Source organism: Paenibacillus sp. FW101-FHT12H11 (assembly GCF_058790355.1).
This window is the reverse complement of sequence record NZ_JBYTCO010000002.1, coordinates 352,701-374,532: the sequence shown is the minus strand read 5'-3', so window position 1 is coordinate 374,532 and position 21,832 is coordinate 352,701. Positions and strand designations below refer to the sequence as shown.

The 21,832-nt window shown below is 47.1% G+C and carries 23 protein-coding genes; 16 read left to right on the top strand and 7 right to left on the bottom strand.

What is annotated here, in order from left to right; all coding sequences use genetic code 11:
• Nucleotide 1: 1 nt before the first annotated feature.
• Nucleotides 2-871, bottom strand: a complete 870-nt coding sequence (locus tag AC3WTJ_RS07365) for a metallophosphoesterase (protein ID WP_492521282.1) — start codon at nt 869-871, stop codon at nt 2-4.
• A 179-nt stretch (nt 872-1,050) separates the two neighbouring features.
• Here AC3WTJ_RS07365 and ytxJ point away from each other — a divergent pair, with 179 nt between their 5' ends.
• The 3 genes from ytxJ (at nt 1,051) to AC3WTJ_RS07350 (ending at nt 3,866) form a co-directional block, all read left to right on the top strand.
• Nucleotides 1,051-1,392, top strand: a complete 342-nt coding sequence (gene ytxJ, locus AC3WTJ_RS07360; RefSeq protein WP_127456505.1) for a bacillithiol system redox-active protein YtxJ — start codon at nt 1,051-1,053, stop codon at nt 1,390-1,392.
• Between the two features lie 193 nt (nt 1,393-1,585).
• Entirely contained in the window at nt 1,586-2,467 is an 882-nt protein-coding gene (locus AC3WTJ_RS07355) for a DMT family transporter (RefSeq protein ID WP_492521281.1), read from the top strand.
• A gap of 73 nt (nt 2,468-2,540) precedes the next feature.
• On the top strand, nt 2,541-3,866 hold the full coding sequence (locus AC3WTJ_RS07350) for an MFS transporter (RefSeq protein WP_492521280.1): 1,326 nt from the start codon (nt 2,541-2,543) through the stop codon (nt 3,864-3,866).
• A 100-nt stretch (nt 3,867-3,966) separates the two neighbouring features.
• Here the strand turns inward: AC3WTJ_RS07350 and AC3WTJ_RS07345 are convergent, their stop codons facing one another.
• Nucleotides 3,967-5,139, bottom strand: coding sequence for a M20 family metallopeptidase (locus tag AC3WTJ_RS07345; protein WP_492521279.1), 1,173 nt, complete (start codon nt 5,137-5,139; stop codon nt 3,967-3,969).
• Between the two features lie 156 nt (nt 5,140-5,295).
• Between AC3WTJ_RS07345 and AC3WTJ_RS07340 the strand changes: the two genes are divergently transcribed.
• A complete protein-coding gene (locus AC3WTJ_RS07340; RefSeq protein WP_492521278.1) occupies nt 5,296-5,580 on the top strand; it encodes a hypothetical protein in 285 nt (94 codons plus the stop codon).
• A gap of 92 nt (nt 5,581-5,672) precedes the next feature.
• A complete protein-coding gene (locus AC3WTJ_RS07335; protein WP_492521277.1) occupies nt 5,673-6,326 on the top strand; it encodes a GDSL-type esterase/lipase family protein in 654 nt (217 codons plus the stop codon).
• Here the strand turns inward: AC3WTJ_RS07335 and trhA are convergent, their stop codons facing one another.
• Complete coding sequence (gene trhA / locus AC3WTJ_RS07330) at nt 6,327-6,959, bottom strand: PAQR family membrane homeostasis protein TrhA (RefSeq protein WP_157326641.1); 633 nt, start codon at nt 6,957-6,959, stop codon at nt 6,327-6,329.
• A 64-nt stretch (nt 6,960-7,023) separates the two neighbouring features.
• Between trhA and AC3WTJ_RS07325 the strand changes: the two genes are divergently transcribed.
• From AC3WTJ_RS07325 to AC3WTJ_RS07315, 3 genes are all read left to right on the top strand, one after another.
• Entirely contained in the window at nt 7,024-7,794 is a 771-nt protein-coding gene (locus AC3WTJ_RS07325; protein WP_492521276.1) for an SDR family NAD(P)-dependent oxidoreductase, read from the top strand.
• A gap of 132 nt (nt 7,795-7,926) precedes the next feature.
• Complete coding sequence (locus tag AC3WTJ_RS07320) at nt 7,927-8,775, top strand: DegV family protein (RefSeq protein ID WP_492521275.1); 849 nt, start codon at nt 7,927-7,929, stop codon at nt 8,773-8,775.
• 18 nt (nt 8,776-8,793) lie between these two features.
• Entirely contained in the window at nt 8,794-9,639 is an 846-nt protein-coding gene (locus AC3WTJ_RS07315) for a DegV family protein (RefSeq protein WP_492521274.1), read from the top strand.
• Between the two features lie 61 nt (nt 9,640-9,700).
• Here AC3WTJ_RS07315 and AC3WTJ_RS07310 read toward each other — a convergent pair whose 3' ends face one another.
• The gene (locus tag AC3WTJ_RS07310) at nt 9,701-11,860 is read right to left on the bottom strand and encodes a HelD family protein (RefSeq protein WP_492521273.1); all 2,160 of its coding nucleotides are present in this window, start codon (nt 11,858-11,860) and stop codon (nt 9,701-9,703) included.
• A gap of 180 nt (nt 11,861-12,040) precedes the next feature.
• On the opposite strand from AC3WTJ_RS07310, the gene AC3WTJ_RS07305 reads away from it, so the two are divergent.
• From AC3WTJ_RS07305 to AC3WTJ_RS07285, 5 genes are all read left to right on the top strand, one after another.
• Nucleotides 12,041-12,520, top strand: a complete 480-nt coding sequence (locus AC3WTJ_RS07305; protein ID WP_492521272.1) for a glutathione peroxidase — start codon at nt 12,041-12,043, stop codon at nt 12,518-12,520.
• Nucleotides 12,521-12,773: 253 nt separating this feature from the next.
• Nucleotides 12,774-13,151: a hypothetical protein gene (locus AC3WTJ_RS07300; RefSeq protein ID WP_492521271.1), complete on the top strand. Its 378-nt coding sequence runs from the start codon at nt 12,774-12,776 to the stop codon at nt 13,149-13,151.
• Between the two features lie 23 nt (nt 13,152-13,174).
• Nucleotides 13,175-13,852 (top strand): PIG-L deacetylase family protein, encoded by a 678-nt coding sequence (locus tag AC3WTJ_RS07295; RefSeq protein WP_492521270.1) that lies wholly within the window; start codon nt 13,175-13,177, stop codon nt 13,850-13,852.
• 94 nt (nt 13,853-13,946) lie between these two features.
• Nucleotides 13,947-14,492 (top strand): MOSC domain-containing protein, encoded by a 546-nt coding sequence (locus AC3WTJ_RS07290; protein ID WP_492521269.1) that lies wholly within the window; start codon nt 13,947-13,949, stop codon nt 14,490-14,492.
• 76 nt (nt 14,493-14,568) lie between these two features.
• Complete coding sequence (locus AC3WTJ_RS07285; RefSeq protein WP_492521268.1) at nt 14,569-14,772, top strand: hypothetical protein; 204 nt, start codon at nt 14,569-14,571, stop codon at nt 14,770-14,772.
• Nucleotides 14,773-15,502: 730 nt separating this feature from the next.
• On the opposite strand, the gene AC3WTJ_RS07280 is transcribed toward AC3WTJ_RS07285, so the two are convergent.
• Nucleotides 15,503-17,212 carry a vWA domain-containing protein gene (locus AC3WTJ_RS07280; protein WP_492521267.1) on the bottom strand — a complete coding sequence of 570 codons (1,710 nt, stop codon included), beginning with the start codon at nt 17,210-17,212 and terminating at the stop codon, nt 15,503-15,505.
• An 11-nt stretch (nt 17,213-17,223) separates the two neighbouring features.
• Nucleotides 17,224-18,525, bottom strand: a complete 1,302-nt coding sequence (locus AC3WTJ_RS07275; RefSeq protein ID WP_492521657.1) for an AAA family ATPase — start codon at nt 18,523-18,525, stop codon at nt 17,224-17,226.
• 187 nt (nt 18,526-18,712) lie between these two features.
• Here AC3WTJ_RS07275 and AC3WTJ_RS07270 point away from each other — a divergent pair, with 187 nt between their 5' ends.
• Together AC3WTJ_RS07270 and AC3WTJ_RS07265 are read left to right on the top strand one after the other, a co-directional pair.
• Nucleotides 18,713-19,210, top strand: a complete 498-nt coding sequence (locus AC3WTJ_RS07270; protein WP_492521266.1) for a metallophosphoesterase family protein — start codon at nt 18,713-18,715, stop codon at nt 19,208-19,210.
• A 166-nt stretch (nt 19,211-19,376) separates the two neighbouring features.
• Nucleotides 19,377-20,423, top strand: a complete 1,047-nt coding sequence (locus AC3WTJ_RS07265) for a YheC/YheD family endospore coat-associated protein (RefSeq protein ID WP_492521265.1) — start codon at nt 19,377-19,379, stop codon at nt 20,421-20,423.
• Nucleotides 20,424-20,496: 73 nt separating this feature from the next.
• Here AC3WTJ_RS07265 and AC3WTJ_RS07260 read toward each other — a convergent pair whose 3' ends face one another.
• A complete protein-coding gene (locus AC3WTJ_RS07260; protein WP_492521264.1) occupies nt 20,497-20,952 on the bottom strand; it encodes a tetratricopeptide repeat protein in 456 nt (151 codons plus the stop codon).
• Nucleotides 20,953-21,136: 184 nt separating this feature from the next.
• Here AC3WTJ_RS07260 and AC3WTJ_RS07255 point away from each other — a divergent pair, with 184 nt between their 5' ends.
• A complete protein-coding gene (locus AC3WTJ_RS07255; RefSeq protein ID WP_492521263.1) occupies nt 21,137-21,832 on the top strand; it encodes a glycosyltransferase in 696 nt (231 codons plus the stop codon).

The following is a 21,832-nucleotide window of genomic DNA, read 5'->3' as shown; positions in this document are numbered from 1 at the left end:
CTCAGGGTTTTCGTTTTTCTAAGGTGATCACGGTAATTTCAGGTCTGCAAAGGAAGCGGAAGGGGAGAAACGTTGTGCCGATCCCCCGATTCGTATAGACTAGCATCTTGGAATCAGATAGTTCGTAAAGTCCCATCACGTACTGCTTACCTTGAAGCGGTGTGAAGAGCGCACCTACGATAGGCAAGCGAACCTGTCCTCCATGAGAGTGGCCGGATAGCTGCAAATCGACGGGTTGTCCGATGACTTGATTAGCGAAATCGGGACAATGTGAGAGCAGGAGCGTGAACATTTGAGCATTGGTGCCGTGGAGGGTTTTGACGATATCGGGAGAACCGGTAAGTCGATCTTCTACACCTGCAATCTGAATGGATTGTCCTTTGTAGGTAATCTTCTTACAGGCGTTGAGCAGCGTTTGAAACCCGCCGTTTTCGAGGATAGGCAGGGTATAGTTTTTATCGATCCATTTATCATGGTTGCCAAGTACGGCCCATTTGCCGAGTGGTGCTTCTAGGCTGGCGAGCAGTTTACTCGTTAACATTTCGTCTTCTGTAATTCGGGCATCGAATAAATCGCCTGTAAAAGTTAGTAGATCTGCTTTTTCTTTATTTATAACGGTAACGACACGTTCTAAATCTTTTAAATTAAAATGATGACCTATATGTAAATCGCTGAACTGTAAAAGCTTAAGTCCATGGAAGGCATTGGGTAGCCGTTCAAATGATAAGGTGATTCTCGTAATATCGTACCATTTGGTTTCGATAAAGCTGGAATAACTGCCAACAAGACCTCCGGAAGCCAATAAAGAACCTGCAAGCAGAACGCCTTTTTTTAGAAATGTTCGTCTTGACACTGGGGGTGTTGGTTCCATTATGTTCCTCCTAGTTCCAAAGCTCATTTTATATCTTGATTATAGCAATAAGCTTGCTGTGTTTGCGAATCTTGCGAGGTTTAGCTAGGTCTGTCTAGGTCTCTCTTGGTCTGGCGAGTTGCATAAGCAGCTTGGTTAATTTATAATAATTTCAATGTAATACGAAGGGAGAGATTGGAATGTCAGCATGGAAAGAGCTCACAACGGTTGATCAGTGGCAGGAAGTATGGGATCGTTCCTCCGATAAACCGGCGGTCGTTCTGAAACACAGCACAACTTGTCCGGTAAGCGCAAGCGCGCTTGATGAATATGAACAATATTTGTCGGGGAAGCCGAATGAAGGTGTAGATTATTACTTGGTTAAGGTCATTGAATCTCGCCCGGTTTCTAACCAAATCGCGGAGGATCTGGGCATCAAGCACGCATCGCCGCAAATTCTTTATTTCAAAAATAAAGAATCCATCTGGAATACATCGCACTGGTCTGTTACAACCAAGCATATTACGGCTGTTTTAGACTAAACAATGCGCAGGACTTAATCATAAAGCCCGTGGAAGCTGCCTATTCTTATTTAGGTGGACGCTGCGGGCTTTTTTTCTTATGGGACAATAATTGAACAATGTCTAAAAAAGATTGGCAATAGAGGCATCCTCCTATATAATAATTTGGTATTTGGCAACAACAAGGCAACTACGCAGCAAGGAGTTTTGCAAGATGAATGCCATGAATAAAACGAAAGTTCCCATTCCTGTTTTTTTGTTAATCGGTATTATCGCCATCTCATTTTCGGCTATTTTTGTGAGATGGTCCGATGCACCTGCCGCAGTCACGGCTATGTATCGTTTGTTGATGACGAATGTGCTTATGCTGCCTTTTCTATGGAGTTATCGGTCAGAGATTACTAGAATTCGTTTGAGAGACTGGCTGCGAACGGCGGCGTCCGGTATCGCGCTTGGTCTGCATTTTCTATTTTGGATGGATTCTTTGCGATTTACGACGGTTGCCAGCTCGACAGCGATTCTCACGTTAGAACCGATCTTCGTGCTTGTCGGTGCGTTTCTGCTTTATGGACAAAGAACCAATCGAGCGGCTGTATTGGCGATGTGTGTGGCGATCGTAGGCGCCATTTGCATCGGTTGGGGTGATTTCCAATTTTCAGGTGCGGCATTGAAAGGTGACTTTTTATCGCTCATCGGAACCGTAGCGGTTGCTTTGCACATGCTTTGGGGCAAAAGCTTGCGAGAGCGGATTTCCGCATTCGTCTACAGCTTCTTTGTTTTCCTGTTCGCTGGACTCGTCCTTGCCGTCACGAATGTCATGGCGGGAACCTCATTCACAGCTTATCCAGCGAAAGAGTGGGGCGTTTTCTTGCTGCTTGCCGTCATTCCAACGGTCTTCGGCCACTATGTATTCAACTGGCTGCTCAAGTATATGAAGGCATCGTCCGTGTCGATGACTGTGTTGGGCGAACCGCTTGGCGCGACGATATTGGCTTATTTTTTGCTCGGGGAAAAAATTACTGCCATCCAGCTTTTGGCGGGTTGCCTATTGTTAGTCGGCGTGGGCTTGTTCTTGCGCAGTAACGAGAAAAAGTAATTTTCAACGTATTAATTGAACGAAGGTGAAATACGAGGCTCGGCAGATTTGTTTTTCCACTTGGAGGGATCACGTGAGATTTCGCGATTTTCATCGTAATGTTAAATTAAGAATCGGCCTTTCTTTTATTTCCGGTACCGCGAACAATATGGTGCTTCCCTTCATGTCCATCTATTTTTCAGGAAAATTAGGTGATACGAGCGCTGGACTTGTTGTCATTCTCGGTATTCTGGCGGGTGTCATCGCAGGAATTGTAGGCGGCTATTACGCGGATCGAATAGGTCGTAAGAAGCTGATGCTAACCGCAGAAATCGGTTGGATGTTCTGTTTTATGGGAATGGCTTTGTCTAATTCGCCGTGGTTATCGTCACCGTGGATGACGTTTGTGCTGATGATTTTCGTGAGCATGTTCTGGGGTGTTCATGGACCCGCCAACGACGCGATGCTGCTCGATGTTACAGCTCCCGATATTCGCAAATACATGTACGCCATTATGTACTGGATGAACAATTTATCGTTTGCAATTGCTGGCATCGCAGGCGCGTTTTTATTCAAATCCTACTTGTTTGAGTTGTTTATTGGATTATCGGTTATCGGTTTGATATCGCTAATTATCACCTACTTCTTTATTCATGAAGCTTACCAACCGAAGCCTCTACATGATCGTGGAGAAGTGGGGGGCAGGTCTCCAGCGAAGGCGTCCATGTGGTCTAATTACAAGCTGGTGCTATATGATAAAACATTCATGATCTTCACAGTGGCTTCTTTATTGTTGGTCTCTGTTGAGTTTCATCTAGGTAATTATGTCGGTGTGCGATTGGAAAAAGAGATGGTATCCGCTCCGTTTATCCCTTGGATGGAGTCATCCTGGACCGTTGACGGTCTCAAAATGTTAGGATTTATCCGCACCGAGAATACCGTGCTCGTCGTTGTGCTTTCCGTTCTTATGGGAGTTCTGATGCGGCGTTTCTCAGACAGCAGAGTGTTGTTTTTCGGCTATGCCTGCTACATTCTGGGCTATAGTTATTTAGCTTATAGCAATCAGCCTTGGCTATTGATGCTATCGATGTTCATTGCAACAGTTGGCGAATTGATGTATGTGCCGATCAAGCAAGCGTATTTGGGTAATATTGCGCCTGACCATGCAAGAAGCTCATATATGGCTCTATATGGGATGGTATACAAAGGAGCAACACTGCTTGGCGGTGTCGGCGTGATCCTTGGCGGCTGGATGCCGTCTTGGTTGATGGCAACGCTCATCGGGATTAGTGGAGTCATTGGTATGGGGATGTTTTACGCGATCTTGGCTCAACTTGAAGAGCGAAGAGATAAGGCGGAAAAAGGTCACAGGGAGGCCATGGCAACTGCTGCAGCTTCGGCTTCAGGCGTTACGGCTTGAGCCATCTATTTAAGTTGAGGCGAGCAAAGCTAATCGCTCGGAAAAAAAGGGGCTGTCCCTCAGGACTTTCATGTCCTGTAGTGACACCCCCTTTTTCATCTTATTTCGTAGCTGCCGCAAACTCATCTTTGATTCTTTGCAGCAGGTCCGGGCTGCTGAGAACTTCGTAAGCTGTGTTAGCCAGCGCTTTGGCTGTGAAAATCATCGCGTCAAGGGCAGGCTCTTGCAGCGCAAGATCACGGAACTCCTTGGTATGCAGCATGTGCTTCTCGCCAACGACTTTGACGAAAGGATGAATCGTCGGACATTGGATCGATACATTGCCCAGATCAAGCGAGCCGTGATCCTTGCCGATTTCAACGTCTTTCGGGTCGATTCCCATCTCGCTTAGTTGATCCGAAAATACTTGGGACAACGTTTCGTTGGTACGCAGCTCGTCATACGAATATTCGTAGAAGGACGTCTTGAGCGTACATCCCGTTTGCAATGCAGCGCCCTCCGCGCAGCGCAGCACTTTCTGGACGAGCTCATCCGTGTAGGTGCGGGTCGCTGAACGCACATAGAACTGGGCGACGGCATAGTCCGGAATAATGTTTGGCGCCTTGCCGCCTTCGCTAATAATCCCGTGAACGCGCGCATCGGATTTCATCTGCTGGCGCAGCGCGTTGATGGAATTGAAAAGCTGGAGCACGGCATCCAGCGCATTGACGCCTTCATAAGGCTGCGCAGCGGCATGTGCAGGGCGGCCGAAAAATTCATACTGAATCGCATCCATAGCCAGGGATTCACCCGATTTCTCATAGGTGTAATAAGGATGCGCCATCAAGGCGATGTCCACGTCGCGGAAAAGTCCAGCTTCGGCCATAGGTACTTTTGCACCTTTGGTTTCTTCGGCGGGAGTCCCGTACACACGAATGCTGCCGCCTGTTTCGGCAAGAACAGATTTAAGGCCGATGGCTGCGCCTATGCTCATCATACAGATCAAGTGATGGCCGCAGGCATGACCCAGATCCGGCAAGGCGTCGTACTCCGCCAAGAAGCCGACGACAGGTCCTGTTTTCCCGGAATCATAGGTGGCTATAAAAGCAGTTGGAATATCCAGAACGCCACGTTCAACTTGGAAACCGTGATATTCCAGCTCTTCCGTCAGGCGGGCGGCAGCCTGAAATTCTTCATGTCCGAGCTCGGGATTTGCACCGATAAAGCTGGAAATCGCTTTGAATCTATTGGCGTTGTTGTCAATGGTTTGCGTAATGGTGGATTTCGATGTCATATGTGAGAAGGCTCCTTTATCTAATTACTTGCTTTTATTGTAGTATAAAGGAGCGCAAACTACCACTTTCAGGAGCTCTGAGTTACAATAAATAAACGAGGTTCAAATAGACAAAATTAGCTTTTTAGAAAATAATGTTGCGGGGGGAACTGTCAGATGATGAAATATGGCGCAGAGCACGTTGAACACAAATTTACCTTATCTTTTGTTGAATCTGAGGTGCGCGGACAATGGCGTGATATGTATGTAAGCATGCAGCTAGAGGATGGCGAGATGTTTCCGGAAGATCTCATCGATCCTTCTATTCTTGTGATTTGCAATTTGGATGGGGACATTGTGCAAATTGTGCTTCATGACGAAGGCTGCGACTGCGAGTTTCAATTTACCTACGCGGAAAAAGCGCAAATCGAAAATTTTGTTCAAGAGCATGTAAACGTATAAAAAAACTTGCCGCACAACTGGTGAGAGTGTCCCTTCCCAAACTGGGCGCTGACGCATATACTATCCTACGTCAGCTTTAGGGAGAGGATAGCATGGATAAGACGATTAATTATTTGGCATTTGGTGATTCACTTACCGTTGGTTTTGGTGCGCCGGATGGTCGTGGATTCGTGTACAGCTTTAAGCAGAAAGTAGAGCAGTGGCTTAACGTTCCAGTTCAATTGATCCAAGCGGGTACGAACGGTGCTACGACTAACGAATTGCTCCAAACGCTGCAGTCCGATCCGCAAATTCAGAAGGATATCCAAACGGCGGATATCATCACGATTACAGCTGGCGGCAATGATTTAATCCAAGGTGCGATTCCTTTCTTTTATCAAAATGACCCCGCTTTTTTAAAGACAGCTCTTCAAACCTACGAATCGAATTACAAAGAAATTATGGTGCAAATAGAAACGCTGCGGCAAGGGATTCATACACCCTATTTAATTGCCTTGATTGGACTATATAATCCTTTACCGCAGGTGCCTGAATCGGCTTATTGGGTGCAGCGTTTTAACATATTTTTGCGTAAATTAGAGCAGCCGCATATTCACATCGTTCAGGTGTATGATGCTTTTGTGGGGCAGGACACTCGCTACCTTTCTGATGATGCCATTCATCCGAATGAGGATGGTTATGATGAGCTGGCGCGCCAAGTTGAGAGCGTCGTCTCCCTTCAGCAGCTGCAGCGGCTGATTCCTTGATTAGGACATGATGACATATCCGAAGATGGAAACGAAATGACAGGCGCTACCGGCGAGCACGAAAATATGCCAAATGGCATGGTGATAAGGGATGCGCCTCCATACATAAAAGATGGAACCGAACGTGTACAGCAGTCCGCCAACTACAAGCCATACGATGCCTCCGAAAGGCAGGTTCATGTAAAGCGGCTTAAAAGCAATAACAATAAGCCAGCCCATGAGTATGTAACAGAGCGTGGAGATAAGGACAAATCGCTTCACATAAAATATTTTGAGCACGATGCCTGTTAAGGCAAGCCCCCATATCACACCAAAGAAAGTCCACCCCAAAGGCCCGCGTAGGGTCACCAGCAAATACGGGGTATAGGTTCCGGCAATTAAGACGTAAATAGCGGCATGATCGAGCACCTCAAAAATGTCTTTCAGCCGGGGGTGCCTGACGCTATGTAGCAGGGTGGAGCAGGTATACAACGTAACGAGCGCCACACCGAACACGCTGAAACTTACAATATGCCACGCATCGCCATGCAGACAAGCCTGAACAACGAGCAGGATAAGCGCTGCGCAGCTTAAAAGGACGCCAACCCCATGGCTAATGGCGTTTGCTTTCTCTTCTTGAACGGAATATTCCATGTGAATAACCTACTTTCTTTTTTTAGCTGTAAAAAAAATACCTAATAGATTGGACGATGAGAATATGTTATTACCTTCATTTCGACTGGAAAATAAAATTGCCTTAGTGACAGGAGCGGGAAGAGGGATCGGTAGAGCACTAGCGATCGGACTTGCCGAGGCCGGCGCTGATGTCGCCCTTTTTGCGCGTACGTCAAGTGATATCGAAGAAGTTGCAGCTGAAATTCGTGCTTTGGGCAGACAAGCTTATCCGTTCCAAGTGGATGTCACAAGTAGAGAACAAATTGAAGCGGCTGTGGAACAAATTATCGAAAAGGCAGGTAGATTGGATATTCTGATCAACAATGCCGGGATGAACATACGCAGCCAAGCGCTGGCCGTCACTGATGAAGAGTGGGATACCATTATGCAGACGAATCTCAAATCCGCCTTTCTGTGCGCCCAAATAGTTGGCCATCATATGAAAGAGCAGAAGTATGGCCGGATCATCAATATCGCCTCTGTTGCCGGACAGGTTGCCCTACGTACAGGAGTTGTATACGCGGCTACAAAAGCAGCCATGATTCAAATGACAAAGGTACTGGCGCTAGAGTGGGGCAAATTCGGAATTAACGTGAACAGCATCGGGCCTTGGTACTTTAAAACAACGCTTACGGAGAAAATATTGGCTAACCCTGATTTTCTGGCTGATGTTATTGCGCGAACACCTCTGCAGCGTGTTGGGGAGCTTGAGGAGCTGGTAGGACCTGCTGTTTTCTTTGCTTCGGATGCTGCGAACTATGTGACGGGTCAGACGTTATTCGTTGACGGCGGCATGACGATCTATGGTTTCTAATTTATAGTTACTTCTTTTGTATGATTGAGCTTTCATCTCATATCCGATATACTGAACACACAACAATCCATAGAATTCATGTGGTTTTCAGTTTATAGACGGATAGATAGAAGGATAAGGTGGTTGACCGTAATGTCCCGGGTGCGTATTTTTACTGACAGTACGTGTGATTTAAGTGAGGAGCTCATTCATCGATACCAGATTGAAGTTGTCCCTCTTTATGTTATTTTTGACGAATTATCGTTAAAAGATGGCGTTTCCATCAAGCCAGACCGACTTTTTGAGCTTGTAGATGAAACCGGCAAACTGCCCAAAACAGCGGCGCCTTCTCCAATCGATTTTGAGAGGGCGTTTGAAGGGGCTGTGCAGGCTGGTGATGCTGTCGTTTATATAGGACTTTCGTCAGAACTGTCTTCCACAATTCAAAATGCCTCCATAGCAGCTGCAAATTTTCCTGATGGTAAAGTTACCGTAATCGATTCTAGAACTCTATCAACAGGGATTGGTTTGCTAGTGTTGAAGGCTGCTCATTCGGCTCAGGAGGGTAAAAGCAGTTCGGAAATCAAATCCATGATTGAGTCGTTTCGATCCCATATTGAAGTAGAGTTTATTATAGATACGTTGGAGTACTTGCATAAAGGCGGAAGATGTTCGAGCGTCCAGCATTTCCTCGGAAGTTTATTGAAGATTAGACCTGTTGTGAAAGTGATTGACGGGGCTATGACATTAACGGACAAAGTAAGAGGGAAAAGGGAGAAAGCGCTTCATCAACTATTGGATAATGCACTTGCTTTAAAAGATGAAATGGATACGGAGTTCCTGTTCGTCACTCATGCGATGGCAGCCGATGAAGCTGCGTATGTCAAAGAGCAGATTGAGCAGCGAACCAATATAAAGCAAGTCTATATGACGGAAACCGGGTGTGTGGTATCCAGTCACTGCGGCCCTCGCACGCTTGGAATCGTTTTCGCCAAAAAATAAGAAATGAGTGTACACAACATGACGACAATCAAGATTATCACTGACAGCAGCTGCGACCTCCCCAAATTGATTGTGGACGAGCTAGGGATTACCATTGTACCTTTGTCCGTACATTTTGGAGAGGAGTGCATGCCTCCTCACATGGAGCTTTGTGAATTTTATGCGAGAATGAAAACGGAGAGTGTACTGCCTAAGACGTCTAGTCCCTCGCCGCTGCATTTTCTCACGGATTTTCAGAAAAAAGCTGAGGTCAATCAAGATATTCTTGTGATTTGTCTTTCTTCTGCGCTAAGCAGTACGTACAATCATGCCCTTATGGCCAAAGAGATGCTTCTGGAGGAAGGTTATCAAGGACGTATTGAAGTTATCGATTCGAAAACAGCCTCATTAGGACTTGGTGTACTGGCCTTCAAAGCAGCCAAAATGGCCGAGAATGATGTTCCTTTTGAGCAAATTGTTGAGACGATACGATGTTCGGTTGCTTCTTCGGGGACGCTGTTTTTCTTAGATACACTAGAAAATGTCATTAAAGGCGGACGGCTTGATCGGGTCAGAGGGGCTGTCGCTTCTGTTTTGAATATTAAACTCGTCATGAAAGCCAGTGAAGAAGGCTCGATTGAAGTCATGGACAAAATCCGCGGCACGCAGCAAGCGTTGAAGCGAATGATCGCCAAAGTGGGCGAGGCTGTTCATGACTACGATAAAGATGTGATCGCCGTCGCCCACAGCAACTGTGAGGAGAGAGCGCGCGAAGTATTGAACCAACTCCTCCAAAAGCATCCGTTCCGCAATGTGCTATTCGCAAACATGGGCACCGTCATTGGCACGTATGCTGGAGAAGGCGGCGTGCTGATCGCATATTAAAAAAAGACACCTGATTGATTTCTGTGGCACTTGGCCTTAGAAAAATCAGGTGTCTTTTATTTTATGGTGAATCCGTTGTGACAATGTCCGCATCGTCTGTCGAGACAAGAGGAGATAAGTCGCCAGGAGCCATCAGCCACAATTCATGAAGCGCGCGTGTGCAGCCTACATAAAGCAATTTGGCATCCATAAGCGTTGCTTCGTAATGTGCAGCCGTTACATCCATTAGCAAAACGGCGTCAAACTCCAATCCTTTGGTTAAATAGACTGGTACAACCGAAATTCCTCCGCGATACACACGTTGTTTGGATGTGATGAGATTTGTTTCTATGCCGGCTTTGGTCAGGACGTCGTGCAAGTCCTCAGCCTGCTTCTCCGTACGAGCAACAACGGCAATCGTGCTGGATGTTCCTTGTTGTAACGTCGCGATAGCCTGCAGCAGCAGCGGGATTCTTTGTTTGAGGTCAGTCTGCAAAACCCGAACTTTGTTCCCGCTGCGGAACACGGGCACGGCAAGGAGCGGGTTCTCGACACCCCGCTGAAGCACCAGATTGGCGAACTGGATGATTTCCATCGTTGACCGGTAACTGCGCTCGAGTTCGAAGTAGCCGCCTTGCTCTTCTTGAAATAAACTGGAAAATTCCTTCCAGTCTTTGATGCCTTGATAAGCATGGATTCCTTGCGACAAATCACCCAGAATCGTAAAAGAACTGTTGCGCGTATAGCTATCAAGAACAGCCACCTGGAAAGGTGAAAAGTCTTGGGCTTCGTCTATGACGACATGGTCGAACAATCGGTCCGATGGAATGCCATAGAGACGCGTATGAATATAAAGGAGTGGAGCGAGATCTTCAAGCTGCACTTCTTTTTTCTTGAAAAGCTTAAGTGACGCGCTAACAATGGGCTCAGGAAGCTTATGCAGAAGCTCTGCAGGCAGGCTGTCCGGGCGATTGTTTTCAGCGAACAGCATTTTGTAAAAGCTGAATGCCGAATGCTCCGGCCAACTGGTCAAATACGTCCGCAAGCGCTGCGCCGACTTCTTTTTCAGCTCTTTTTTTCGGGTTTGCTCCCAGATTTTGTCGAGCTGCATTTCCATCCAGCGTTTGATACGCGCTACGACACGTTCGCGGCGTTTGACGAGCGGATAATGCTTATTCTCGACGTAAAACCATTCACGGATGTTCGCAAGCGGCAGCTTAACGCCCTCCCAAGGAATGAAATCCGCCGATGGGACGTAGGAGGACTCGAATTTGGTCAAGCAATCATCCAAATATTGTTTGAATTCAATTGAGCCCTTAAACCTGCCTGGGGCGTTATCATCCAGCGGTGGTCTTTTGCTGCCAAGTGAAAACCAGGTTTGCAGGGTGAGCGCTTGATCCGCTAACTTCACTTCTTGATCGAGTACATCGAGTGCCCAATCGGTAAAAGTGCTCTGCTGAATATTGCCGACACCCAGTTCAGGCAGAACGCCGGATATGTAGTCGAGGAACATCGAGTTCGGTGCAAAAATAATCATTCGCTCAGCGTGAACCTGTTCACGGTATTGATAAAGTAAAAAGGCGAGACGATGCAGGGCAACCGTCGTTTTACCACTTCCTGCGACCCCTTGGATTATGAGCGCGGTATTTTTGGCGGCACGGATGATGCGGTCTTGCTCCGCTTGAATGGTGGAGACGATATCGCGAAGCTTGTTATCTTTATTTTCCCCTAATCGATAAAGCAAAAATTCGTCGCCAACGGCTAAAGAGTCTTCGGTGCGATCATAAGTGTCCACGACGCGCTGAAGAATTTGCTTGCGCACCACGAGGTTTCGCTTCAAATAGACGAGACCCTCGATGAGACCGTCCGGTGAGTCGTAGGAAGCAGCATCAAGTCCTCCTGTAAACGAGTAGAACAAGCTGGCCACCGGTGCACGCCAGTCAATAACGAGCAATTGACCCGTACGTTCGTCTTCTACGCCTGATTTGCCGATATATAGCGGCTGGGATGAAGCGGTGCCTGATTCTTGAAAATCCAAACGGCCAAAATAGGGTTCATCAACCGCTTTGGCTAAGTTGTTCCGCCCATTTTCACGTGCGACTTCTAACGCTTGTTCCGTTAAATCGGGACCGTAATAGACTGGCGTGGCTCTAAGCCTAGCCAGTTGTTTGTCAATTTCGATATTCGTTTCTTCGAGTCGCTGCAGTTCTTCTTGATAGGCACTTTGAGTCTTTGTGTCCAAGATCAGTTACCTCCTAAGATCAGATGATATGTCTATTTTGCGAATAAACAGGTAAACAATATAACACACCTGTCAGGATATGGGAAGCTAAAACGTTTTAACATGAAGATATTTGGGGGTGTTGCCAAACAATGCTATAATGGACAAGTAGTTATATTATCATTGAAGGAGTAGATTACTGTGTCCATTTATGATATTGAAGTTCAGACCATCTCTGGAGAAACGAAGTCACTTTCCGATTACAAAGGCAAAACATTACTTATTGTCAATACAGCAAGCGCTTGTGGACTTACGCCTCATTACAAAGGTTTGCAGAGTTTATACGAACAATATCAAGAAAAGGGCCTTGTTGTTCTAGGATTCCCTTGTAATCAATTTGCTGGTCAAGAGCCTGGGACTAATGAAGAGATTCAAAGTTTCTGTGAGCTTAATTACAATGTCACTTTCCCGATGTTCGCCAAAATCGATGTGAAAGGTGAACACGCTCACCCATTATTCACCTATTTGCTAAGCCATACACCAGAACCTTACCGCACTGGCGAAATTGAATGGAATTTCGTGAAATTCCTCGTAGATGCTAACGGCAGCGTAGTTAAACAGTACAGCGCGAGAACGGAACCTTCCGATATTGCAGCAGATATTGAAGCGGTTCTAGCCTAAAGCATTCAGAAAAAAGTTGTTGCATTGCTGACAACCCCCCGCTATAATCAGTAATAATCATGACAGTGAAGGAGTCGAATCAATATGAAGAACACAGCTTGGTTCGTACAATTTCATTATTTTTATAGGCGTTAGCACATACCTGAACTTATCAGGGTGGGCTAACGCATTTCGCGTTGGCCTCCCTGCGAGATAGCAATTCGCGCAGGACCATAGGTCCGGCGCGTTTTTTTATCTCGGGAGAAGGGACTAGGTGAAAGGTATGGGAAACAGCAATCAAAGGTATGAGAGTCCGGAAGAAGAGAGTCGGTTCATGAATCACCTCGAACAAGCCAAAGTTATCCTGTTAGCACCTAAAGCTTCCTTGCAAGTGAATGCACGGATACGTGAACTAACGAGTGAATTGCAACTCGTTGGCATTGGGGTAAGAATGGAATGTCTGGCTTCGGATTCAGGGAAACATATAGCGGAAGGGCTTGGCATGCGCTTCGTCATCTCAATAAGTGATAACTCGAAGGCGGAGAACGAAGTCAGCTTGTTGGATTTGCAAGAAAACACGGAGATGACGATGCCTTGGGATCAAGCGATTTTCGTGATTGAGAACGAGTATCCGCCCGCCAATTTTACATAAAAGAAAACGGAGTGAAGATGAAGATGGGAATTCAAAATGGATTTGTTTATGCGCATCCGGATGATGAGACCTTTCTCAGTGGATGTTTAATTCGCAAATATGCAGATGAAGGCAACGCGCCAGCGCTGCTGCTAGCGACGCGGGGGGACGCAGGCCGGCATGGGTTGGAGAGAGCGACGGATAAGTCGGAGCTTGCCAGAGTGAGAGAAGAAGAAATGAATATTGCCGCTGAAGTGTTGGGGATTTCCATTGCGGAACATCTGGGCTTCCCGGACGGTCAGTTGGCGAATATTGATTTCGAGGATCTGGTTGCAGGCGTTATTTCATTTCTACAGCGTTATGAGGTGGAGAATGTATTCAGCTTTGCAGAAGATGGTGGGAATGGGCATCCGGACCATGTGACTATTTCCAAAGCCGCGACAGCTGCTGTTTTAAGCGGGAAATGCCCAAGCGTGCGCAAGCTGTACTATGCAGCGTCAGGAATTTTGCGGGATCGGGGGCTGCAGCCTTCAATTGTTGTGGATACGGAGCTGGGATGGTCAGTCAAAGCAGCTGCCCTGAAAGCTCATGCGACCCAGCATGTGGCTATCGCGAAATATTTTGGCGATTTGGAGGTTTTTCCAGAGGCGCGCAGATGGGAAGCTTTTGTACTGGGATGGGAAGATGGTGTGATGTGGCCGGAGATGGCGGGAAGACAGTAGGCTGATAAAAGTCGAAACATCATTAACAACAAATGCCATTCGTGCATATGGATAAGTAGGTTGCGAATTTTTGGACAAGGCGGGTAGGCTATAGATGACTATGATCATAAAAGTTGAAGCTGTGCTTATTGCGGATAACCCAGATACATTTATTACAAGAGAAATTGACGTTGCCGAGTTGAAATTTGGCGGTATAGAAGGTGATAGGCATTTTGGTCTATTTGCCAAAGCTGACTCCAGACAGCCCATGTATAAGAGAGGGACGGAAATCTTTAATCGTCGTCAACTTAGCCTCGTGTCTGTTGAGGAACTACAAGGAATCGCAGACCGGTTAGGTGTCGAAACGATTCGTCCCGAGTGGTTGGGAGCGAACATTCTGGTGAGCGGCGCGCCGGACTTAACCAAGCTTCCCATGGGCATTCGCATGATGCTTTCAAGTTGCGGAGGGTTAGTATCTGAGGGAGAAAATGAGCCGTGTGCCGGGCCAGGCAGAGTGATCGCGGAACAATATGACGACAAAAGTTTAACGAAACATTTTATCATTCAAGCGCAGAAAAGCAGGGGAATTGTCGCCTATGTGGAATGCCCAGGTGAGATTAAAGCGGGGGATCATATCGAGATTCACCTACCTACCCCCTGAAAACAGATCGCCGTTGCGAAAGCTATTTTTGATTGGAAATAGTCTGGTAAAAGTTGGCTCTGGAAGGTGTAGAGAAATGACATTAAGCAACTGTGAGGCATGCGGAAAAGTTTTCATAGCACAATTTGAAAAACGATGTAAACCCTGTGCGCAGCTGCTTTTGGTCGAGTCGCATAAGGTCAAAGATTTTGTTCGCAGCCATCCGGGTGCCACACTGATTGATGTGTATCATGAGACGGGCGTATCCCTCAAGACGATCAAAGAGTTGATACAGGAATGAGTGAAAACGAAATCGTGACTTATTTTTTTACATACATAAAACGAAAATAAGCGGACATACTATCTTTGACGGTGAAAGCAGAGAGGTGTCGTGTCAAAGACAATTTACACCAAGGGAAGTTGTTGTTGAATCCGTATAGAAGCGAGGAGATGTGCCGCAGAAATCATTAATGTGGTCAAGTACTGCAATAGTGTGATGAGGTAGAGACCAAGCTGAGTTAAGGTTCATAGCATAGTACCATAAATCTATTCACCGTCAATGAGGACTCCGAGAGGGGTCCTTATTTCGTTGTTTTGGGGAAGGGTAAAGGGGGGGATGAGTAAAAGGCTTACATTGCATTATATACAACGTAATGGGCTCGTCTGAGCGCGAATGCTGTCTTTGATTGCACAAAATACAACCATTTATAGTGAAAAGGTGAGATGTAAGCGTTTTATTGTATGATTCGTTGCATAAAGTACAGTATAGAGGCGTGCTGAGGCCTAATTACAGCCAAATGGTTGCACAATATACAACATAGAATGGTGCTTCAGTCGTAACCTGTTTATGAGTGATAAAAGGTGTGACGGAGTGAGGTAATGAAGGTACGGCTTAGCAGCAAAGTTGAAGGCTTACGTTGCACTTAATACAGCGTAAAGGCGTCTGACGGCAAATACGGTTAAACGAAAACAATCCCCCAGTGCCAGCGAATCGAGTCGAGTCGAGGCAATCGGGGGATTGTTTGTTGTGGTCATCGCTTTGCAAACACATCTAGCAGCAGCTCATCCTTAACGGGATCTTGCATATCCCAAGCTGTTGCAAATCGAACCTGATGCGAAACGCCCATAATCTCGTATTTTTGCACGAGATGCTGACGGGCGGAGCCGATGATCAGGGAATGCAGCCGCAGTTGTTTTTTTTGCCCCAGCAGCGCAAGCTGCTGCTGGGTTGCTTTGGAGATCTGGCCAACGCCATCGGTGACCATCACGAAATCGGCATCGCGAAACTGCGGCTGATGCTGAACGATGTCCATGCCTCTGCTGAGCGGGGCGTCGAAGTTGGTGCCGCCGCCGAAGGCAAGCTGCGCAAGGCCATAGAAGCGGTCCCAGTCGGGACGCTTGTAAGACAAGATGTGCTCGACCAGCTCGCCTTTGGCGCCGAACAGCAGCAGGACGAAGTCCCGCCGCTCGAGAAGCGCAAAGGAGGCGAAGGTCGCGGTGAACAGCTGGGCAAGCCGAAGCTTGCTGCCGCGCATCGAATGGGACGTGTCGAGCATACAGATCACGGGCCCTTTTTGCGGTTCGGGAGAGGAACCGCTGTAGTTATAAGTCATGAGCTTATTTTCCATCCATTTGACGAGAAAATAAGGCTCAAAATCATCATCCGCGAGCAAACTGGCTTCGCTGGGCAGCAAATGCGCGATGTCTCCGGAATGCCGCAGATCATCGTAGGATTCAGGAACATAAGGCGAGCGCTGCTTTTTACGCTGAACCCGCAGATGATGGATGTTGCGGCCCACCTCCTGCAAGAAAGCGACCAAATCCTTGCTGCGCTTCAGCTTTTCAATCCACTGCACGTAGTGCTCGAACGTCTGCCTCCGCAGCTTCCCCAGCTCGCTGCCCCAGCGCCGGTTCGCGAGCCGCTGACTCGCCTGCACGAGCTCGTACACATTAAAGCCGTCCGCCTCTTCAAGGGACAGCGTCTCCTTCAAAGATCGCCCGAGCCAGTCGCCCAGCTCGGACTCAAGCTCCTGCATCGCGGCGAGGTCGCGGGCGCTCATGCGGTCCAGCTGCCGCTTCCGGCGCTCGAGCTCTTCTTCCGCCTTGCGCAGCTTGGCTTTCAGCTTGTCGCGTTTCATAAACTCCGTACGCAGCTCGCTTTGCAGTTCCAAGATGCGCTGTTTCAATGCGCGGATCTCGTCTACAACCAGCGGTCGCGAGTCGGAGGCCTCTTGCTTGTCCTCTACAGCTCTTTTTCCCTGCTGCAGGGTATATCCAACAAGCCTCAGCTTCTCAATTTGCTTATCGGTGAGCCGCTCGCTGACGCTTTTGTCCTCTTGGCCGCTCATTTGCTGTTTTTTCTCCAAACCGATGCCGATCTGCTGCTGCTCTTTTTGCCGTTTCTTTACTTCTTTCTCGTAGGACTCCGTTAGCCACATTAGCGCTTTAAGCGCCGTCTTAAAGGAAGCGTTCACTTGTCCAATTGTGCGCGGGTGAATGGAGATGTAGAAGTATTGTTTGGTCAAGGTCAACACCATCCAACGATGGAAAGGTGTTTCCTCGGTAGCTGCATCGATCTCAGGTTTCGTTAAGTAAAAGCACATGAAGAAATCGGCAAACAGTTCAAGCGAAAACCAGGGAGCTTGCCGCACCGCTTCGCGCATCCACTCCTGGGCGACGCGGGAAGAATGAACATAACCTTCAAACACATACCGATCGACCCGTGTGCAGCGAATGATCATAGCGTAACCTCTTATAGGGTATAGTCGTACACGATTCCCGGAATTTCACGGTCAAACAATGTGCGATATAAACCTTGAATGGATTGTAGAATGCGTTCACCCTGGATGCGAAGGTGCGTAAATTTGACGGCATACTGTTCGGGATGCTGCAGGAAAATGGATTGTGAAGCAATCCATTCGGGCAATTTCTTTTCTTTTTCCTGCCAAGAGACAAGTCTGCCTCGTAAACTGCGTGCTGTATCCTCAAGCTCCGTGCGGCATTCTTCCAGGCTGCCCTTCAGGCGTTCAGCGGCGTCTTTGGATAAGGAACCGCCGATTTCTTTTTTGAATTGGAAGGCATGAAGCTCATCTTCCTTGTCCAGCCATTTTTTAACCGTCATATTGTACTGCTGCAGGGGAAGCTCCTGTTCCATCTCGCGTTTGAGCATATCTTGAAATAACGTATCAAAAACCGCTTTAACTTCAGGCAAATCCTCTGGAAAATCCCAAAGCATGTGCGGAGTGAGGACGGTGTCCCAAACGCCAACGGTGCTTCGTCCGTGAATAGCGGCTGAAATTTTCCAAGTATGTCCTATTTTATTCCAACGCCGATCGGAGAGCACGTATTCTTTCTCTTGAAGGGCTGTTTTCAACTGGAAGAGCATGTAAATCAAAGCATCCGGCAATTGCACATCCATCGCTTGTGATCCCAATTGGTTGATCAACTCTGTTGAAAGCAGTGTGGGAAGAGGCGATTTCGGCGCGTGAAACATCAGTTCAAAGCTGGAAATTTGCTTGACATACTCGACTTCAAAGCGGAACAAAAAGCGATCGTAAAGTGCAGCCAGCTGCTCGTTATCTTCAGGCAATTCGTTGGAGGCCGCCATTAAAAATAACAGAGGTGACGGCTGTTTCAGACGTCCGTTGAAGAAAACGCGCTCATTTAATATCGATAAGAGCGAGTTAAGAATCGCGCTGTTTGCTTTGAATATTTCATCCAGGAAGGCGAAACGTGCGCTAGGCAGATATCCTTCCGTGAGGCGACTGTACTCATCTTGTTTTAATTTTTGCAAAGAGACTGGGCCGAATAGCTCGTCTGGCGTCGTAAAGCGAGTCAATAAATAATCGTAATAGGGCTCATTGCCGAATAATTCTGCTGCAGCTCGGGCCAGCTGCGATTTCGCCGAACCGGGAGGTCCGACCAATAGGACATGTTCACCGCTCATGATCGCAAGGAGCAAGACTCGGATGAGTTCTTCACGCTCCATGAACCTTTTCTCGAGATGCCCCATAGCTTCTCTTAATTTGTTCTGTATGACGATGGGATCTTTCATCATCGGTGTCCCCCTTGGCGTAGACTTCAGCAATATTGTATCAAACTGATCTGTAAACATCGAATTTTCAAGAAATCTATCTCTTCATGATTCAATTACCTTAGTCTGCTCCTAATTCTGCCTTGTATTTGCAGTTCCGTCTGTCGAATGAGAAAATAGGAGCATATGTGGAAAAAGGAGTGATTTTATGCGAATTGGTGTTATTTCCGATACGCATCTATCTGCGAGGGTACTTAAACTGCCGGATGCGCTAGTAGCAGGATTAAAAGGTGTTGACCTGATTCTGCACGCAGGAGATTGGGTGAGTGAGCATGTCGTCGATCTCGTAGAGCAAATTGCTCCATGCGAGGCTGTGGCCGGGAATAACGACGGTCACGACATGATAGAGCGGTTTGGTTTAAAAAAAATCGTGACCGCCGGGAAATATCGAATCGGCCTTATTCACGGTGACGGCTTCCGTAAGACGACAGAGGAAAGAGCCCGGGAGGCATTCCGGGAAGAGCAGCCGGACATCATCATTTTCGGGCATTCTCATGTTCCTTATCATCAAACTGTTGATGGGATCCTGATGTTTAACCCGGGCTCGCCAACGGATAAAAGAAGACAGCCTCAATATTCCTATGGCATTATCGAATTGAGCGATCGTATTCTGGCGCAGCATTATTTCTATGAGAGCAAAGCTTAGTCCCGGGTTAGCGTGCTCACGTCTTGCTTCTACTTCGTCTACATTCGACGAATGTTAAATAATTCCTTCATACTTTTCGTTCGCGCTTAGGTATTTACCGTGTTACTCGCTAACAGAGAGACATACACTGACAATATTCTTATTTGCGAATGGTGGTGGAGTTTAGGTGCGAACGACGGTAGGTGTCTTACTTGACTTAAAAACGTACAAGGGGATTGCAAAGGGAAGAACCGGGAACGAACGTATAGCGTTGTATGATCGAGCAGGCAGCAAGTGGGGAATCAAGCCTTTCTATATGTGTTTGAGGTATGTGAACAGGAAATCAGCTTTGGGTTATTTTTACACCAATCATAAATACAAGCTTGTCCGGAGGAATATTCCTCGTGTCACACATAACCGCGCCATAACCTTAACGCCATATTTGAAAAATAAATTAAACCAGCTATCACGCCATAGTTACGTATTTAATAGGCAAAATCGCTATGACAAACATCTCATTCATCATCTCATTCATAAGAATGCACATCTCCGCAAGTATTTGCCGGAGTCTACGAAATACACGCGCAAACAGTTGGAGTTGGCCATGTCCAAGATTACCTCACTCTTTATTAAACCAACGAACAGCAGTGTAGGGAACGGCATCATGAAAGCTTCAAAGCAAGCAGGCGGAGCTTGGAAACTGCATGGTGTTTTCAGCAAACCTAAGCTTGTATCCCGGGAGCGGGCCATACTTTTAATTAATAAAAAAGTTCGCAAACAAAGGTATATGATTCAAGAAGCCATACCTTTAGCGACATACAAAGGCAGGCCTTATGACATCAGGGTATCTGTGCAGCGAAGTGAGAACGGACAATGGCAGATCACAGGCATCGTGGGCAAAGTCGCGGCTAGAGGCCGTCATGTGACCAATGTAGCCAAAGGGGGCCAAGTGAAGCGCTGCGAGGAGCTTTTTAAGTCGAGCGGGTTTAATGCCGCACACATTACGGAGGAAATACATCAAGCATCGTTAGCGATAGCGAGGCATCTAGGCAGTAGTCTGCCTCACATGGCTGATCTTGGGCTTGATGTAGGTGTTGATCAAAGCGGAGGCATCAAGTTCATTGAAGTGAACGGAAGAGATCAGCGTTATTCCTTCAGAAAAGCGAAAATGCATACAACTTTTTATAAAACATATGAAACTCCGTTAAAGTATGCGAAATTTTTGTTGAAATAACGACAGCACGAGATGACATTCTCGGGAGGCCGTGAGTGTTTTTCGTGCTGGTTGGATTCGTAATCTGGATATACTAGGTTTCGATTTCCTTCAGCCTGTTAAGCGCATCGCCGGCAAGGGTATAGGTCGGGGACAGCTCATAGGCCTTTTCATAGGCGTTTATTGCCTCTAGGTTATTTCCTAATTTTTCCCAGCATAAACCTAAATAATAGTAGGCATGAAAGCTGCCTGTACCTCGCAAAGTCAGATGTTGCCCTGTCATGTCCCCCGACTCAATGCAATGCCGAAAAACGTCAATTGCCGCAGCGTACCACCCCTTCAAATAGCAAATAACACCTTTATAAAAATGAAGATCGACATAATCGGGATACAAGGCAATAGCTTTCTCGATACCGGGCCATGCGCCATCGATGCTCCCAGTGTTAAAGAGGATGGCATATTTCAGTTTATACAGCATAGAAGGGGGCATTTTACCCGATTGAATGAAGCGGACTATGGATACAGCGAAACTGTAGGGCGGCTCATTCAAAGGCACCTCCGGTTTATTCACTTATGGCCATAGATATGCGCACACCTTCAATTACATGAAAGAAGGGATGATCACATGCAGCCATGTCCGCTTATTTATCAGCTGCAAGATAAGACGAGGATGATGGTTGGACTTCAGTCCAACGGGCACGGGCATGAAATCTTTTGCGTTGCGGGGCTGCGCCATGAGTAAATTGACACTTTCCATGGTTGTAAAAAACGAAAGCCACCGCTATTTGCGCAAGGCACTACTCCAGCATCGCGACTGGATTGATGAAGCAGTCATCATTGATGACGGAAGTACAGATGATACTTCAGAGATTTGTGAAGAGCTTTTGTCCGGCATCCCTTTGCAGTTGATTCGCAATCCTGAATCGCGTTTTGCCAATGAGGTGCAGCTAAGGAAGCAGCAATGGGAAGCGACAGTGCAAACCAACCCGGAATGGATCCTGAATCTGGATGGAGATGAGCTGCTGGAGGATCAATTTGCCAATCAAGTGCGTGTCTTGCTGAGTCATTGTGAGCAGGATGCCATCTATTTTCGGCTGTACGATATGTGGAGCGAAACCAGTTATCGGGATGATGCTTACTGGAGCGCCCATCATTACTACCGTCCTTTCCTGATCAGGTATAAACCGGATTTTCCATATCTCTGGAAAGAAACGCCTCAGCACTGCGGCCGCTTCCCGGCCACGATCAACCATTTTTCCTATTTATGCCACCCTGCCAGAATCAAGCACTTCGGATGGGCGAAACCGGAAGACAGGATCGAGAAATATGAGCGGTATATGCGACTTGATCCGAATGCCCAATATGGCTGGAAAGAGCAGTATGATTCCATTCTGGATGAACATCCCAACCTTGTGATTTGGGAGGAATAG

Bases quoted from the DNA above. Each gene is read 5' to 3' on its own strand.
- AC3WTJ_RS07365 (WP_492521282.1), bottom strand. From the start codon at position 871: ATGGAACCAACACCCCCAGTGTCAAGACGAACATTTCTAAAAAAAGGC.
- ytxJ (WP_127456505.1), top strand. From the start codon at position 1,051: ATGTCAGCATGGAAAGAGCTCACAACGGTTGATCAGTGGCAGGAAGTA.
- AC3WTJ_RS07355 (WP_492521281.1), top strand. From the start codon at position 1,586: ATGAATGCCATGAATAAAACGAAAGTTCCCATTCCTGTTTTTTTGTTA.
- AC3WTJ_RS07345 (WP_492521279.1), bottom strand. From the start codon at position 5,139: ATGACATCGAAATCCACCATTACGCAAACCATTGACAACAACGCCAAT.
- AC3WTJ_RS07340 (WP_492521278.1), top strand. From the start codon at position 5,296: ATGATGAAATATGGCGCAGAGCACGTTGAACACAAATTTACCTTATCT.
- AC3WTJ_RS07335 (WP_492521277.1), top strand. From the start codon at position 5,673: ATGGATAAGACGATTAATTATTTGGCATTTGGTGATTCACTTACCGTT.
- trhA (WP_157326641.1), bottom strand. From the start codon at position 6,959: ATGGAATATTCCGTTCAAGAAGAGAAAGCAAACGCCATTAGCCATGGG.
- AC3WTJ_RS07325 (WP_492521276.1), top strand. From the start codon at position 7,024: ATGTTATTACCTTCATTTCGACTGGAAAATAAAATTGCCTTAGTGACA.
- AC3WTJ_RS07320 (WP_492521275.1), top strand. From the start codon at position 7,927: ATGTCCCGGGTGCGTATTTTTACTGACAGTACGTGTGATTTAAGTGAG.
- AC3WTJ_RS07315 (WP_492521274.1), top strand. From the start codon at position 8,794: ATGACGACAATCAAGATTATCACTGACAGCAGCTGCGACCTCCCCAAA.
- AC3WTJ_RS07295 (WP_492521270.1), top strand. From the start codon at position 13,175: ATGGGAATTCAAAATGGATTTGTTTATGCGCATCCGGATGATGAGACC.
- AC3WTJ_RS07290 (WP_492521269.1), top strand. From the start codon at position 13,947: ATGACTATGATCATAAAAGTTGAAGCTGTGCTTATTGCGGATAACCCA.
- AC3WTJ_RS07285 (WP_492521268.1), top strand. From the start codon at position 14,569: ATGACATTAAGCAACTGTGAGGCATGCGGAAAAGTTTTCATAGCACAA.
- AC3WTJ_RS07280 (WP_492521267.1), bottom strand. From the start codon at position 17,212: ATGATCATTCGCTGCACACGGGTCGATCGGTATGTGTTTGAAGGTTAT.
- AC3WTJ_RS07275 (WP_492521657.1), bottom strand. From the start codon at position 18,525: ATGAAAGATCCCATCGTCATACAGAACAAATTAAGAGAAGCTATGGGG.
- AC3WTJ_RS07270 (WP_492521266.1), top strand. From the start codon at position 18,713: ATGCGAATTGGTGTTATTTCCGATACGCATCTATCTGCGAGGGTACTT.
- AC3WTJ_RS07255 (WP_492521263.1), top strand. From the start codon at position 21,137: ATGAGTAAATTGACACTTTCCATGGTTGTAAAAAACGAAAGCCACCGC.